The 14272-nt window shown below is 65.2% G+C and carries 16 protein-coding genes; 10 read left to right on the top strand and 6 right to left on the bottom strand.

Going from position 1 to position 14272, the window contains the following annotated elements:
- Positions 1–42: 42 nt before the first annotated feature.
- The 5 genes from ACQPW1_RS23110 (at position 43) to ACQPW1_RS23090 (ending at position 3314) form a co-directional block, all read left to right on the top strand.
- Positions 43–408 carry a metalloregulator ArsR/SmtB family transcription factor gene (locus tag ACQPW1_RS23110; RefSeq protein ID WP_433664785.1) on the top strand — a complete coding sequence of 122 codons (366 nt, stop codon included), beginning with the start codon at positions 43–45 and terminating at the stop codon, positions 406–408.
- Positions 405–1127 carry an aquaporin gene (locus ACQPW1_RS23105; RefSeq protein WP_433664784.1) on the top strand — a complete coding sequence of 241 codons (723 nt, stop codon included), beginning with the start codon at positions 405–407 and terminating at the stop codon, positions 1125–1127. The genes ACQPW1_RS23110 and ACQPW1_RS23105 overlap by 4 nt, the downstream gene beginning before the upstream one ends.
- A gap of 15 nt (positions 1128–1142) precedes the next feature.
- Positions 1143–1547 (top strand): arsenate reductase ArsC, encoded by a 405-nt coding sequence (locus ACQPW1_RS23100; RefSeq protein WP_433664783.1) that lies wholly within the window; start codon positions 1143–1145, stop codon positions 1545–1547.
- A gap of 350 nt (positions 1548–1897) precedes the next feature.
- Positions 1898–2101 carry a DUF397 domain-containing protein gene (locus tag ACQPW1_RS23095; protein ID WP_433664782.1) on the top strand — a complete coding sequence of 68 codons (204 nt, stop codon included), beginning with the start codon at positions 1898–1900 and terminating at the stop codon, positions 2099–2101.
- A 184-nt stretch (positions 2102–2285) separates the two neighbouring features.
- Positions 2286–3314 carry a fused (3R)-hydroxyacyl-ACP dehydratase subunits HadA/HadB gene (locus ACQPW1_RS23090; RefSeq protein ID WP_433664781.1) on the top strand — a complete coding sequence of 343 codons (1029 nt, stop codon included), beginning with the start codon at positions 2286–2288 and terminating at the stop codon, positions 3312–3314.
- A gap of 104 nt (positions 3315–3418) precedes the next feature.
- Here ACQPW1_RS23090 and ACQPW1_RS23085 read toward each other — a convergent pair whose 3' ends face one another.
- From ACQPW1_RS23085 to ACQPW1_RS23070, 4 genes are all read right to left on the bottom strand, one after another.
- Positions 3419–5842, bottom strand: coding sequence for an ATP-binding cassette domain-containing protein (locus ACQPW1_RS23085; protein ID WP_433664780.1), 2424 nt, complete (start codon positions 5840–5842; stop codon positions 3419–3421).
- Between the two features lie 29 nt (positions 5843–5871).
- Complete coding sequence (locus tag ACQPW1_RS23080) at positions 5872–6135, bottom strand: hypothetical protein (RefSeq protein WP_433664779.1); 264 nt, start codon at positions 6133–6135, stop codon at positions 5872–5874.
- 129 nt (positions 6136–6264) lie between these two features.
- Entirely contained in the window at positions 6265–6675 is a 411-nt protein-coding gene (locus tag ACQPW1_RS23075) for a VOC family protein (protein WP_433664778.1), read from the bottom strand.
- Between the two features lie 5 nt (positions 6676–6680).
- Positions 6681–7130, bottom strand: a complete 450-nt coding sequence (locus tag ACQPW1_RS23070) for a helix-turn-helix transcriptional regulator (RefSeq protein ID WP_433664777.1) — start codon at positions 7128–7130, stop codon at positions 6681–6683.
- A 179-nt stretch (positions 7131–7309) separates the two neighbouring features.
- Between ACQPW1_RS23070 and ACQPW1_RS23065 the strand changes: the two genes are divergently transcribed.
- The 3 genes from ACQPW1_RS23065 (at position 7310) to ACQPW1_RS23055 (ending at position 10022) form a co-directional block, all read left to right on the top strand.
- Positions 7310–8047, top strand: coding sequence for a DUF6882 domain-containing protein (locus ACQPW1_RS23065; RefSeq protein WP_433664776.1), 738 nt, complete (start codon positions 7310–7312; stop codon positions 8045–8047).
- A 217-nt stretch (positions 8048–8264) separates the two neighbouring features.
- Entirely contained in the window at positions 8265–9557 is a 1293-nt protein-coding gene (gene aspS / locus ACQPW1_RS23060) for an aspartate--tRNA(Asn) ligase (RefSeq protein ID WP_433664775.1), read from the top strand.
- A gap of 120 nt (positions 9558–9677) precedes the next feature.
- Complete coding sequence (locus tag ACQPW1_RS23055; RefSeq protein ID WP_433664774.1) at positions 9678–10022, top strand: hypothetical protein; 345 nt, start codon at positions 9678–9680, stop codon at positions 10020–10022.
- Between the two features lie 16 nt (positions 10023–10038).
- On the opposite strand, the gene ACQPW1_RS23050 is transcribed toward ACQPW1_RS23055, so the two are convergent.
- On the bottom strand, positions 10039–10392 hold the full coding sequence (locus ACQPW1_RS23050; RefSeq protein ID WP_433664773.1) for a hypothetical protein: 354 nt from the start codon (positions 10390–10392) through the stop codon (positions 10039–10041).
- A gap of 300 nt (positions 10393–10692) precedes the next feature.
- Entirely contained in the window at positions 10693–11511 is an 819-nt protein-coding gene (locus ACQPW1_RS23045; protein WP_433664772.1) for an endo alpha-1,4 polygalactosaminidase, read from the bottom strand.
- Positions 11512–11655: 144 nt separating this feature from the next.
- Here ACQPW1_RS23045 and ACQPW1_RS23040 point away from each other — a divergent pair, with 144 nt between their 5' ends.
- Together ACQPW1_RS23040 and ACQPW1_RS23035 are read left to right on the top strand one after the other, a co-directional pair.
- Positions 11656–12285: a TetR/AcrR family transcriptional regulator gene (locus tag ACQPW1_RS23040; RefSeq protein WP_433664771.1), complete on the top strand. Its 630-nt coding sequence runs from the start codon at positions 11656–11658 to the stop codon at positions 12283–12285.
- Positions 12286–12337: 52 nt separating this feature from the next.
- Entirely contained in the window at positions 12338–14110 is a 1773-nt protein-coding gene (locus ACQPW1_RS23035; RefSeq protein WP_433664770.1) for an AMP-dependent synthetase/ligase, read from the top strand.
- Positions 14111–14272 lie beyond the last annotated feature (162 nt).

Raw genomic sequence — 14272 nt, 5'->3', positions numbered from 1 at the left:
TACAGCTTGCGCCGCTGGATCGAAGTCTGTCAATATAGACGTGTGCCTAAACAGGACCTGCCGCTGATCGCTTCGACCGACTGCTGCAACAGCACCCTCGCCGCGCCCCTCGGCATCGAGGCGGCGGTGGAGCTGGCCGCCGCGTTCAAGGCGCTGGCCGATCCTGTCCGGCTGCGCTTGTTGTCGTTGATCGCCTCCCGCCCCGGCGAAGAGGTCTGCGTCTGCGAACTGACCCCACAGTTCGAACTATCCCAACCCACCATCTCCCATCACCTCAAAGTGCTGCGCGAAGCCGGGTTGATCGACTGCGAACGACGCGGAACCTGGGTCTACTACTGGGCGATTCCCGCAGCGCTGCACAGACTTTCCGATGTCCTGATCACCTCGGGCGTCAAAGCATCCACATGAGTCAGATCGCTGCACTGAGTCGGCGGCTGGTAGCGGAGTTCACCGGAACCGCGCTGCTGGTGACCGTCGTGGTCGGCTCCGGCATCGCGGCGAGTGAACTTTCACCCGGTGACGCCGGGTTGCGACTGCTGGAGAATTCCACCGCGACCGCGTTCGGGCTCGCGGTGCTGATCCTCGTGTTCGGACCCGTTTCCGGCGCTCACTTCAACCCTGTTGTGTCGCTGGCGGATTGGTTGTCGGGTCGTCGCCACGGCACCGGCCTGACCGGCGTGGATGTCGCCGCCTACGTGGTCGCGCAGATCGGCGGGGGCGTCCTCGGCGCGATGCTGGCCAACGTCATGTTCGACCAGCGGGCACTACAGATCGCCACCCACCAGAGCGTCACCAACGGACACCTGATCGGTGAAATCGTTGCCACCGCAGGGCTTATCGCGGTCATCTTCGCTTTGACGCGCACCGGACGAGCAGCCCTGTCCGCGGCCGCGGTCGGCAGCTACATCGGGGCCGCCTACTGGTTCACCAGTTCCACCTCCTTCGCCAACCCGGCCGTCACGATCGGCCGCATGTTCTCCGACACCTTCGCCGGGATCGCGCCCGCCTCCGCGCCCGGATTCATCGCGGCGCAAGTCGTCGGCGCACTGATCGGGCTCGCCCTGATCGGCATCCTCTACCCGATCGCCGTGCCGGCTACCCGCGACGCGATCTCCGAATCCGCCTGAAAGGCACGGTCTGTCATGTCGCCAACGCCCAGCGTGCTGTTCGTCTGCGTCCACAACGCCGGTCGCTCGCAGATGGCCGCCGGATTCCTCGCGCATCTCGCGGGTGACGCTGTCGAAGTCCGCTCTGCCGGAACCGCGCCCGCCGACAGCATCAACCCGGTTGCGGTCGAAGTCATGGCCGAGATCGGCATCGACATCGCCGACCGAACCCCGAAGGTGCTCGCCGCCGACACGGTTGAAACCTCCACCGTGGTGATCACCATGGGCTGCGGTGACACCTGCCCGTACTTCCCCGGCGTCAGCTACCGCGACTGGAAACTCGACGACCCCGCGGGGCAAGACCTCGACGCCGTGCGAGCCATCCGCGACGAGATCGAACAGCGAGTTCGCGACCTGCTCACCGAACTCGGTGTCGGCTGAATATGCCGCATAAACCATGCGCTAAAACAGTGAGTTCGCCAATGTCCCTGACGATCCTGATGCGGTAGTCGCGGAAAGCCTTGAACGGCAGCGGGTTCTTTACAAAATCGAATTGGTGTCGCTGACAATCACGCAACCGCGAGAGATCGCGCTCTGCGCACCACCTTTCGGAAACTCGCAAAGCGGACTGCGATCGGTAACGCGAAAAACGCGTTGAGCACCTACGTCGTAAGAGGGAGTAGCGCTGGGGTGGGCCTGGGTCGTATCGTGACCCGGCCCGACCGTGTGTGTCTATCGTGGACGCGGCACCAGCCGCGCTCTCATTCTCAGGATCACAAAGGAGTATGCCCGTGAACGTAGACCTGTCCGGCGCGAAGTGGTTCAAGAGCCGTCGCAGTGGTGCCTCCAAGGATTGCGTGGAGGTGGCCTTCGTCGAAGGTGGCGCGGTCGGCGTCCGGGACTCCAAGAACCCGACCGGACCGGCCCTGGTGTTCACCCCCGCCGCCTGGGATGCCTTCACCACACGGGTTGCCGACGGCGAGTTCAGCGCATAGTCGTTTCCCGCCCAGTAGCCTGTCGAGCCCGACTCACCCGTTCGAGTCGGGCTCGCCGCTGCGATATCCGGTGTAATCTGCGCATCGCTTAGAACCGTTCGCCAGACAAACTGTCCGCCAGTGAATTCGGCGCTGCGAGCGCCGATTACCATGCCCCCGAGGACCTAACGCGAGGAGCGGCTTGATGGAAGCAACGTTCGATGTGGCCGCCCTGGTGGGGCATCACTACCGGGCCGACGACTATTACGAGGTGGGGCGGGAGAAGATCCGCGAATATGCGCGGGCGGTGCAGGATTTCCATCCCGCGCACTGGAGTGAGGACGCGGCCGACGGGCTCGAGTACGCCGGTTTGGTCGCGCCGACCACGTTTGTCTCGATCCCCGCGATGCTGGCCAACCGCAAGCTCTTCGAGACTGTCATCACCGGTTATGACGTGTACGTGCAGACCGATCAGGTCTTCGAGATGTACAAGCCGGTGGTCACCGGCGACCGGTTGGTCAGCGATGTCGAACTCGCTTCGGTCCGCCGGATAGCGGGCAATGATCTGCTCACCATCAAGAACACCTTCACCGATCAGTCGGGTGAGGTCGTGCAGGTCATGTACACGACCGTCGCCGGAATCACCGGCGAGAGCGTCGCCGCCGGAATCAGCGACGCGATCGAGCGCGTAGTCATGCACGGCATCGAGGTACCTGCCCGAACCACGGCCGCCGCGACGGACACGCAGATCGCGACGAACCCGACCACCAACCCGAGTCTTTCCGAAGTTTCCCGAACACGAGTCCCGCACACCGCAATCCGCTTCGAGGACCTCACCGTCGGCGACGAACTCCCGCCGCGAATCACCCAGCTCACCCGCGGCGACCTGGTCAACTACGCCGGTGTGGCCGGCGACGCGAACCCGATCCACTGGCACGACGACGTCGCGACACTCACCGGCCTCCCTGACGTGATCGCCCACGGCATGCTCACCATGGGCCTCGGCGCGGGATTCGTCACCGGCTGGCTGGGCGACCCGGGCGCCTTGACCCGATACGGCGTCCGCCTGTCGAACTACACCGTCATCGACGCCCGCTCCGTCGGCAGCGTCGAATTCACCGGCCGCATAAAGTCTCTCGACCCCGAGACCAAAACCGCGGTCATCGTGATCGTCGCAAAATCCGCGGGCCGCAAGGTCTTCGGCCTCGCCACCGCAAACGTCCGCCTCGCCTGAACCTGGACAAGCGATCACGGGGAACTGGTGCTGCTGGCCAAGTCGGGCGACACCAGCACCAGTTCCCCGTGATCAGTTGACCAACAGCCCAGGCCGGAGGTGGGCTACTTGCGAGTGCGGGAGCGCTTCGATGGAGCGCCGACGTAGTCCGCGAGGTGCTCACCGGTGAGGGTGGAGCGGGCGGCGACGAGGTCGGCGGGAGTTCCTTCGAAGACGATCTTGCCGCCGTCATGGCCCGCGCCCGGACCGAGGTCGATGATCCAGTCCGCGTGCGCCATAACCGCTTGGTGATGCTCGATGACGATGACGGACTTGCCGGACTCGACGAGGCGGTCGAGTAGACCGAGCAGGTTCTCCACGTCGGCGAGGTGCAGGCCGGTGGTCGGCTCGTCGAGAACGTAGACGCCGCCCTTGTCACCCATGTGGGTGGCCAACTTGAGCCGCTGCCGCTCGCCGCCGGACAACGTGGTGAGGGGCTGACCGATGGTGAGGTAGCCGAGACCGACGTCGGCGAGCCGCTCGAGGATGGCGTGCGCGGCCGGAATACGCGCGTCACCGGCGCCGAAGAACTCCTCCGCCTCGGTCACCGACATCGCGAGCACCTCGCTGATGTCGCGCCCGCCGAGGTGGTAGTCCAGCACCGAGGCATCGAACCGCTTGCCCTCGCACACTTCACAGGTGCTGGCTGTGCCCGCCATCATTCCCAGATCGGTGTAGATGACCCCTGCGCCATTGCAATTGGGGCACGCACCCTCGGAGTTGGAGCTGAACAGCGCCGGCTTCACCCCGTTGGCCTTCGCGAACGCCTTCCGAATCGGTTCCAGCAGACCGGTATACGTCGCCGGATTGCTGCGCCGCGAGCCGCGGATTGGCGTCTGGTCCACCGCGACAACACCTTCCGAGGTGGGCACCGACCGATGCACGAGCGAACTCTTGCCGGAACCCGCGACACCGGTGATCACGCAGAGCACCCCGAGCGGGATATCGACATCGACGTTCTGCAGGTTGTTCGCCGAAGCACCGCGAATCTCCAACGCCCCGTTCGGCTCTCGCACCGACTCCTTGAGCGCTGCCCGATCGTCGAAATGACGCCCGGTGATGGTGCCGCTGGACCGCAGCCCGTCGACAGTTCCTTCGAAACAGACTGTGCCACCACCGGATCCAGCACCGGGACCGAGATCCACGACATGATCGGCGATCACGATCGTCTCCGGCTTGTGCTCCACGACGAGCACCGTGTTCCCCTTGTCCCGCAACTGCAGCAACAGGTCGTTCATCCGCTGGATGTCGTGCGGATGCAACCCGATCGTCGGCTCGTCGAAGACGTACGTGACATCGGTGAGCGCCGACCCGAGATGCCGAATCATCTTGACGCGCTGCGCTTCACCGCCCGACAGCGTGCCCGACGGCCGCTCCAGCGAGAGGTAGCCGAGCCCGATCTCCACGAATGAGTCCAGGGTGTGCACCAGCGAGTCGAGCAATGGCTTGACCGACGGCTCGTCCAGCGCCCGAACCCATTCGACGAGGTCGCGGATCTCCATCGAGCAGAGGTCAGCGATGTTCTTGCGCTTGATCTTCGACGACCGGGCCTCTTCGCTGAGCCGGGTGCCACCGCAGTCGGGGCAGGTGGTGAAGGTGACCGCCCGGTCCACGAACGCCCGGATGTGCGGCTGCATCGACTCTTTGTCCTTGGACAGGAACGACTTCTGAATCTTCGGGATCAGCCCCTCGTAGGTGAGGTTGACGCCGTCGACCTTGACCTTGACCGGCTCCTTGTAGAGGAAGTCGTTGAGTTCCTTCTTGGTGTACTTGCGGATCGGCTTGTTCGGATCGACGAAGCCCGACTCCGCGTACACCCGCACGGTCCAGAAGCTGTCCGACTTCCAGCCGGGGATGGTGAACGCGCCGTCGGCGAGCGACTTGGAATCGTCGTAGAGCTGGGTGAGGTCGATATCGGAGACCGAGCCCCGCCCCTCGCAGCGCGAGCACATGCCACCGATGATGCGGAAGCTGCGCCGCTCCTTCACCGTTCGCCCGGCGCGTTCGATGCTGACCGCGCCCGCGCCACTGATCGAGGCGACGTTGAAGGAGTACGCCTGCGGTGAACCGATGTGCGGCTTGCCGAGTCGGCTGAACAGAATGCGCAGCATCGCATTGGCGTCGGTGGCGGTGCCGACCGTGGAGCGCGGATCCGACCCCATCCGCTGCTGGTCGACGGTGATCACCGTCGTCAGCCCCTCGAGCACGTCGACCTCGGGCCGCGCCAGCGTCGGCATGAAACCCTGGACGAAGGAACTGTAGGTCTCGTTGATCAGCCGCTGCGACTCCGCGGCGATCGTGCTGAATACCAGCGAGCTCTTACCGGAACCGGAGACACCGGTGAACACCGTCAGCCTGCGCTTCGGGATCTCGATGCTGACGTCGCGCAGGTTGTTCACGCGCGCGCCGTGCACGCGGATCAGATCGTGGCTGTCGGCAACGGGCAACGCGGGCGATTTCGTGCCGTTCTTCTTCGTGGCGGTGCTCATGATGTCTCCATTTAACCTGATCAGTGCTGCTACGCGAGGTTCGGACGAACGCTGCGGCGCTTTGCGCGGTACGGCTGGACGAACATGTACAAACCGGTGCCCATCAGCAAGAACAGCGGGGGCAGCGGCAGGTAGAACAGCCACACCGCAGTCTCGGTCAGACCGAAGGCCGCGCCGATGAACGCGAGGATGACGGTCGCCGTGAAGATAATGGACAGCATGCGGTGCAGCTGACGGTTTCGCTTGCTCCAGGCCATGGTGATCTTTCCTTTCTGCGCACGATCTTCGGTCATGTGGTGGTCATTCGAGACGCTATCCGGCAGCTATCGCTCGTCGACCGCTTTGCCGTCCACAACGGTGTGTTCGGTCGTCAGCACCCTCGATCTCGATCCGTCCACCCTGCGACGTCTGCGTTCGATGAGCTAGCTCTGCTGCTGGATCCGGACCATGTTGCCCGCGGGATCACGGAAGGCACAGTCGCGCACGCCGTACGGCTGGTCGGTCGGCTCCTGGACCACCTCGGCGTCGCTGGCCTGCAGCCGCTCGAAGGACCCGTCGAGGTCCTTGGTCGCCAGCAGGATGCTGCCGTAGGTGCCCTTGGCCATCATCTCCTCGATGGTGCGCCGCTCGTCGTCGGTGAGGCCGGGGCTCGCGGCGGGCGGGTACAGCACGATCGACGTGCCGGGCTGGTCGGCGGGGCCGACCGTGATCCAGCGCATCCCGTTGTAGCCGACGTCGTTGCGGACCTCGAAGCCGAGGATGTCGCGGTAGAAGGCGACGGCGGCGTCCGGGTCGTTCTGCGGCAGGAAGCTCGCTTGAATGTTGATGTTCATGGTGATCAGGCTAGTTCCGGCGCGGCTACCTGCGCTTCTCGATTCCTGATCGGTCTGGTGACCTGTTTGGCCACGCAGGACGGCATTCCGGCGGTCGATTCCGCCGCGTCGCGCTTGTAGGCGCTCGGCGGCACCCCGACCAGCTCGGTGAAGCGGGTGCTGAAGGTGCCCAGCGACGAGCAGCCGACCGCGAAACACACCTCGGTGACGCTGAGGTCGCCGCGGCGCAGCAACGCCATCGCGCGCTCGATCCGCCGCGTCATCAGGTAGCTGTAGGGCGCCTCGCCGTAGGCGAGCTTGAACTGACGGCTGAGATGGCCCGCCGACATGTGCGCGTCGCGGGCGAGTGCCTCGACGTCGAGTGGTTGCGCGTATTCCCGGTCGATCCGGTCGCGAACCCGACGCAGCCGCGCGAGGTCGCGCAGGTGCGGCGCTTCGGCGGAACTGCTGGTCATCTATACGATCGTGCCACGTCGCACCGGCGTTGCCTAGCGCGGTCGCATCGCACGGAGCAGTATTACCGACGCCGTTCGAATTCGAGGCGGGATTTCTGCCTACCCCATCTTTCCGAACTCAATGGACCTTAATTCTATGGGGATGCACGGCGTCGTGCATTAGGACAGGATCAAGGGTCGTGACCGCTTATCTCCACCATGAATCACCAACGCTCGAACAGTTACTCGATGACGCCGCGTTAATGTCCTTTGAACATCAAGAACACTGTGTCGAGGTGCTCGGTGAGCATCGGTGGCAGGTGACCTATGAGCCACCGCGGTTCGAATTCTTCGGCGATCATCCGTTGGCGTGCACGCGGTTTCACGTACTGGGGACGGCGGCGCCCGGTCCGCAGAGTTGGTTGTGGAGTTGGGCGAACAACGATTGGTATCCGCCGGAGGTGACCGAACTCGCCCGGTCGGTGCGCGATTACGGACTGCGGCACGGGATTTCGGCGCTGCACACGGCCGAGGTGCCGTTCGCGGAGCTGCCCGGATCGCCGACGAAGCCGAGTCGGGTCACCTGGTTGATGGGTGAGCTCGCCAAGGCGGTGTCCGGCAGTTGGACCTGGTACAGCTGCGATGTCGGTGGTGGCACGCGGCTCGCGGTGTTGATCGAGCATCCCGATCTCACGCTGCCCGCTCCTGAACTGCCACGAATTAGGCACGTGCTGGATTGGGCCCTCGAGCTCGGTCTGCCCGACCACAAGCGCGTGCTGCACAGCTATGCCATGCAGCGGGGACTGGACCCGAGGTTCAACCAGGACGCCTCGAAGCTCCGCATCACCGGTCCGGGTATCCAAGTCGTCGTCACGTTCAACGCGCGAGGTCACGTCACGGCGATGTCGTCGTCACGCGGCACCGACAGCGTCGCGTGAGCACCGGCGGTTTAATCGTTCGCGTCACCGAATCGACCGGCTAAGATCGAGCACGCGGCACTGACGAGCGTGACGAACTCCGAGCCGCGTCGGCCGGTCGCCGACTGAGAAACTCGACCAGCAGAGGCAGCGAGCATCGCGCTGCGAAGGTGTGGTGGCACCGCGACGGACCCGATCGCCCACACCTCCCGGGGATAGCAACCAGGAGGTGAAACTGATGCCACGCACACTCTGTTCGGCACTGCCGAGCTCACCCGCACGTAGCGGATCGGTGACCGTCGAGGGCTGGATACACCGGCGCAGGCAACTCGCGACCGTCACGTTCGTCGTGGTGCGCGACCGATCCGGACTCGCGCAGGTCGTGGTGACCGATCCGCAAGTCCGCGAACAGGTTTCAGGCCTGCCGGAGGAGACCGTTGTCCGGGTGACCGGCACGGCGATCGGCAACCCCAAGGCACCCGGCGGTGTCGAGATCGTCGATCCGACGGTGCACGCGCTGGGCGCTCCGGCCGAGCCGCCGCCGGTCGAGCTGTGGCGGCCCAGCCTCGGCGTCACGTTGCCGACCGAGCTGGACCATGCCGCGATCACCTGGCGCCACCCGACGCGGCAGGCGGTGTGGCAGATCGCGGCCGCCTCGATGACCGGCTTCCGCCGCCACCTCGACGGTGCCGGATTCACCGAAGTCACTACGCCCAAGATCGTCGGTCAATCCACCGAATCCGGCGCAAACGTGTTCACGCTGAACTACTTCGGGTCGACCGCCTACCTCGCGCAGTCGCCGCAGCTGTACAAGCAGATGCTCACCGGAGTGTTCGAGCGGGTCTACGAGGTCGGCCCGGTCTTCCGCGCCGAACCACACGACACCGCGCGGCACCTCGCCGAATACGTGTCCCTCGACGTCGAATTCGGCTTCATCCGCGACCATCGCGACGTACTCGCCCAGCTACGTGACACGCTCGCCGCGATGGTCGAAACGATCAGTGCAAAGGCCGGGGCCGCAGTGCAAACCGTGGGCGCCGAGCTGCCGTTCGTACCCGAGCAGATCCCGATCATCCACTTCCGGGAGGCGCTCGACATCGTCGGCGCGGCACCGACCGAGCCCGACCTCGCCCCGGAGCACGAACGCTTCCTCGGCAAGTGGGCTAAATCGCAGTTCGACTCGGATTTCCTTGCGGTAGAGGGATATCCGGCGGTCAAACGCCCCTTCTACACCCACCCGCAGCCGAGCGACCCACGGTGGACGAACTCCTTCGACCTCCTGTTCCGCGGGCTGGAACTGGTCACCGGCGGCCAACGCCTGCACAACCACGCCGACTACCTCGAGGCGCTGGCGGCCCGCGGCGAAGACCCCGCCGAATACGCCCCCTACCTCGAAGCCATGCGCCACGGGATGCCACCGCACGGCGGCTTCGCCATCGGCCTCGAAAGGTGGGTCACCCGCCTGATCGAAGCCGACAACATCCGCCACGCCACCCTGTTCCCCCGAGACCTGCACCGCCTCCGCCCCTGACGCTCGCCGAACGGGACATCACGGTGGCGCAACACGTGTTTCGCCACAGCCATGTCCCGTTCGGGAGCTCTCGCGGTACGGTGGTGGCCGATAGGGGAAACTGCGGCGAGAGTGGGGAAGATGACCATCATCGGTAGGTCCGTAAGACGACTCGAGCCGAACGCGCAAGACATCCGGGTCTTCGGCGAACCATACGAAGCCGCGGACGGGTCCACCATCATCACCGTCACCAGGGGCGGTGGCGGACCGTTCACAGCGGGACCGATGGGGATCTTCGTCGTGCACGACGGCAAGGTGACGTGGGAGGCGGCCCTCGACAAGACCCGCCTGGGACTGTTCGCCGAGTTCGTCGGGCTGGCGGCCACGGTGATCGTCACGCTCACCCTGCTGCGCCGCCCGCCGTGGCCCGACGTATCCGCCGCCGGCATGCGGGCGATGCGCGGCCTCAAGACGGCGTGGTCGTAACGCCGAGCCTTATCGCTCAGCGCATTTCGTAGACGTAGCAACCGAATCCGTCGACCCGCGTAGGCAGCGACGCCTCACCGAAGGCGTTCTTGGATTCGCCCTCGCAGACGGCGACCATGTCGGGCTTGGGTTGCACGCCACGCTGATGCAGCTTGAACTTCTGCTTGATCGGACCGGCTTCGGGTGCACCGTTTTGGGCTTGGCAGTTCCCCGATCCCTTCGCGCCGACCTCCTCCGGCTCCTCGATGTCGTCACAGACGTAGGTCCACTGCTCATCGGCGGACGCTGCGGAGGCGAGGGCAACCAGGCCGGCGGCCGCCGCGATGAAGACGACTGCGAGGGCTGCGATCCGGGTCGGGCGAAAGCGCATGACTATCCCCATTCTGTACGGTGTCGGGTCCATTGGCCGCAATACCTGCCAGGCACCTGTCACGGTGCGGTTCGACGCGGCCGAAAGGATTCGAGGTAACACGCGATAGCGCGAACCGTAGCTGAGTCGAGCGACGCTTTGTCCGATTTGAAACCGGGTGTCGCGTTCGAATCGATATCCATCGAAAAGCCGGACAGAAACTCCCGCAAAACGCGTCTGCGAATGTCGGTAAACGACGTAAACAATGTTTGTCGGCGCCGCGCACCGGGTATAAGTCTCAGCTACGAACGCGCCCGGTAGTCAGCAGGTTTCGCGCCAAGCATCGAGGTCGCGGTTCTTCCGAATGGAAGAGAGACCGAGGCGCGCGGAGTCGGCACAGAAGTCGGCGAGCTTCAGTTTGTACTCCGCGTGGAACACCGGCTTGTCGGCCGCGATGAAGGGCTTCAGCTGCTCGCAGGTCGCGCGTTCTTCGAAGCACTGCTCGTTGACCGCGAAGTCGAACAGTCCGGCCAGCGTGGACACCTGGTCGAGATCATTCTTCAACCCGACGGCGAGGCCGCGATCGTGCGCCAGGCCCGCCAGCATGCGGTTGTATGCCAACTGGTCGGCTGCGGTGATCTTCAGATCGCCGGTGTCCTGCTTGTGCAGATCCGCCCAGTCCGGCTCGACGCCGTCGAAACCCTTCTGCCTGCACAGATCCATTCGCTTGGCCATCAGTGGTTTCAGCACATCGATCTGTTTGATGTCGAGCCAGCGCTCGTCGTCCCATTCGGGGACGGGACCGCTCTTCACGCTGTCCGGGAAGTCCTTGGCATCCGGCCGATACGGCTCCCAGGAGCCGCCCGACAGGTAGCAGATCACCTTGCGACCCTGTTCGTGCAGGGTTTTCACGGTGCTCGCGGGGTTTTCGAACAGGTCGATGTCATAGACCTGGGCGTTGATCGAGGTATCGACGGGCTCATTGTGCAGCTGCCACTGCCAGGTGAGGCCCTTCCCCGGGTGCCACCACGGGCCCGGGTCAGCCGTGGCGGAACCGAAAGAGCAAGCCGCGGCGACTGTTACGACGGCGACGACGACTGTCGTGCGTAGCCATCGACGCGAGGTTCGAGCGAAACTCATACGGCCACAGTAAATCCTGAATTCCCGAACCGGCCATGAAGTTCTTACTGTTCAGCGGGACCACCGAGCGACAGATTCGGCCTCGATATCGAGATTTCCGGCCAACGAATGGAACTTGACACAGCGCTGTGTCAAGATTCGTCGGTGTCCACAGTCGTTCGCCCGTTCCGCGGCGTCAGCGCCGAGCAGCGGCTCGCCCAGCGGCGCGCTGACCTGCTCGAAGCCGGGCTCGACGAGATCGCCGAGGTCGGCGTCGCACAGCTGCGGATGAGCTCGGTCTGCGAGCGCGCCGGTTTGACACAGCGGTACTTCTACGAGCACTTTCGCAACCGCGACGAACTCCTCGACGCCCTGCACGAGACGATGATCAGCGACCTGATCACCCGGACCATCGCGGCCGTCGAGGCGGAGCCGCTGGACATGCTCGTCCGCGCGCGGGTGGCCGTGGCGACCTTCTTGGACTTCTTCGCGGAGGAGCCGCGCCGCGCTCGCCTGTACACCGAAGCCGCCACCCTGCCGACCCTCGCCGCGCGCAAAGCCGACGGCATCCAGCGCTATGCCGAGCAGGCAGCCCGCCAGGTCTGTGCGGTCTACGGCGAGACCGACCCGCAAACCCAGGTCCGCATCACCCTCGCCGCGCTGGTGGTGGTGCACGGCAACTCCGCCGTCACCCTCGCCTGGCACAACGGCGAAATCGACATGGGGCGAGACGAATACGTCGATCTGCTGGCGCGGATCTTCGTCGACGCCCTGGTGGGTGTCCATCAGCACTGACCGTCGCACCAGCAGCCGGGGAACACCGGCGACCAACGAGCCAGGAGATCGTATGCCCACCTTCGCGTCCGCGTCGTCCACCCTATGTGAGGCGTTCCAAGCGACGATCGCCCGCGATCCGAACAAGGTCGCGGTGCGCACACTCGGCGACCGGAGCACCCTTACGTTCCGCGAGTGGGGTGAGCAAGTCCGTTCGCTGGCAGCGGGATTCGCGGCACTCGGGGTGTGGCACGGCGATCGGGTCGCGCTGCTGATGACCAACCGGCCGGAGTTCTATCCGATCGATGTCGCCCTGCAACACCTCGGCGCCACCCCGTTCTCGGTCTACAACACCTCCTCCCCCGAGCAGTTGAACTACCTGCTCACCGACTCGGCCGCGACCGTCGTCGTCTGCGAAACGCAGTACGCCGCTACCGTATTCGCGAGCACGGAGGGCGCCCGGGTCGAGCACGTGGTGTGCATCGACGGCGCGCCGGAGGGAACCATCACGCTGGACGAGGTCAAGGCACGCGGCCTGCAAGGCTTCGACTTCGAAGCCGCTTGGCGCGCAGTACAACCCGACGACGCGCTGACCCTCATCTACACCTCCGGCACCACCGGCAGCCCGAAGGGCGTGCAACTCACCCACGCCAACATGCTGGCCATGGTCCATGGCACCGAGCTGCTCGCGAGCACCACCCCGGCGGAGCGGATCGTTTCCTTCCTGCCCTCCGCGCACGTGGCCGACCGGTGGTCGGGGCTCTACATCCTGACGGTGGTCGGCAATCAGCTGACCACCGTGGCCGATCGCGCCGACTTCGCCGCGACACTGGCCGACGCCCGCCCGACCGTGTTCGGCGCGGTCCCGCAGGTGTGGCAGAAGCTCAAGGCGGGCATCGAAGGCAAGGTGGCCGAGGCGACCGGAGTCAAAGCGGCCCTGGCGAAATGGGCGCTGGCCGTCGGCCGAACCGCATCCGACACTCGACTCGACGGCAAGCCGGTCCCGGCGATCCTGGTCCTGCAGGAGAAGCTCGCCGACGCGCTGGTGCTGTCGAAGCTGCGCGCCGCGGTCGGCCTCGCCGACGTACGGCTGGCGCTCTCGGGTGCAGCCCCCATCTCGCCAGACGTACTGCGCTTCTTCAACGGCGTCGGCATCGCGGCCTCGGACGCGTGGGGCATGTCGGAGCTGTCCGGCATGGCCACCATGAGCCCGCCCGGCCAGGTCCGCCTCGGCACCGTCGGTAAAATCGTGCCGGGCAACGAGATTCGGATCGGCGACGACGGCGAGGTGCTCGTGCGCGGCCCGATCGTGATGAAGGGCTATCTGAACAAGCCCGACCAGACCGCCGAGGCGATCGACGCCGAGGGCTGGGTACACAGCGGTGACATCGGCACCCTCGATGACGACGGGTTCCTGCGGATCGTCGACCGCAAGAAGGAACTCATCATCAACGCGGGCGGAAAGAACATGTCGCCCAGCAATATCGAGAGCTGGGTCAAGGCGTTCGCGCCGCTGATCGGCCAGGCCGTGGCGATCGGCGACAACCGCAAGTACAACGTCGCGCTGATCGCGCTCGATCAGGACGCGGCCGCGGTGTACGCGGACAAGGCGGGCGTTGCCCTCGACGCGGCCGTGCTCGCCAAGGATCCCGGTGTGCAGCAGATCGTGGCCGACGCTGTCGCGCAGGCGAATTCGAAGCTGTCGCGGGTCGAGCAGATCAAGAAGTTCACCATCGTGCCGGACTTCTGGCAGCCGGGCACCGAGGTGCTGACCCCGACGATGAAGCTGCGGCGCAAGCCGATCAACGACCGGTACGCGGCCGACATCGAAGACCTCTATTCCTGAAACGCGTCGCGCGGCCGCGCACGAGGACGACACAGGCCACTACTGTGCCGTCCTCGATCGGTCGACGACGATGCCAGGTACGCATTAGGGGATCGTGAAGCCGGCCACATCGTGGCTACTCGTATGCTCTGTGCGCAGTCGCGACGAGGGAGATGGAGGATC

It is taken from the genome of Nocardia sp. CA-128927 (assembly GCF_050955855.1).
GTDB lineage: Bacteria > Actinomycetota > Actinomycetes > Mycobacteriales > Mycobacteriaceae > Nocardia.
The sequence above is the reverse complement of the archived record's forward strand: the minus strand, read 5'-3'. Positions and strand labels throughout refer to the sequence as shown.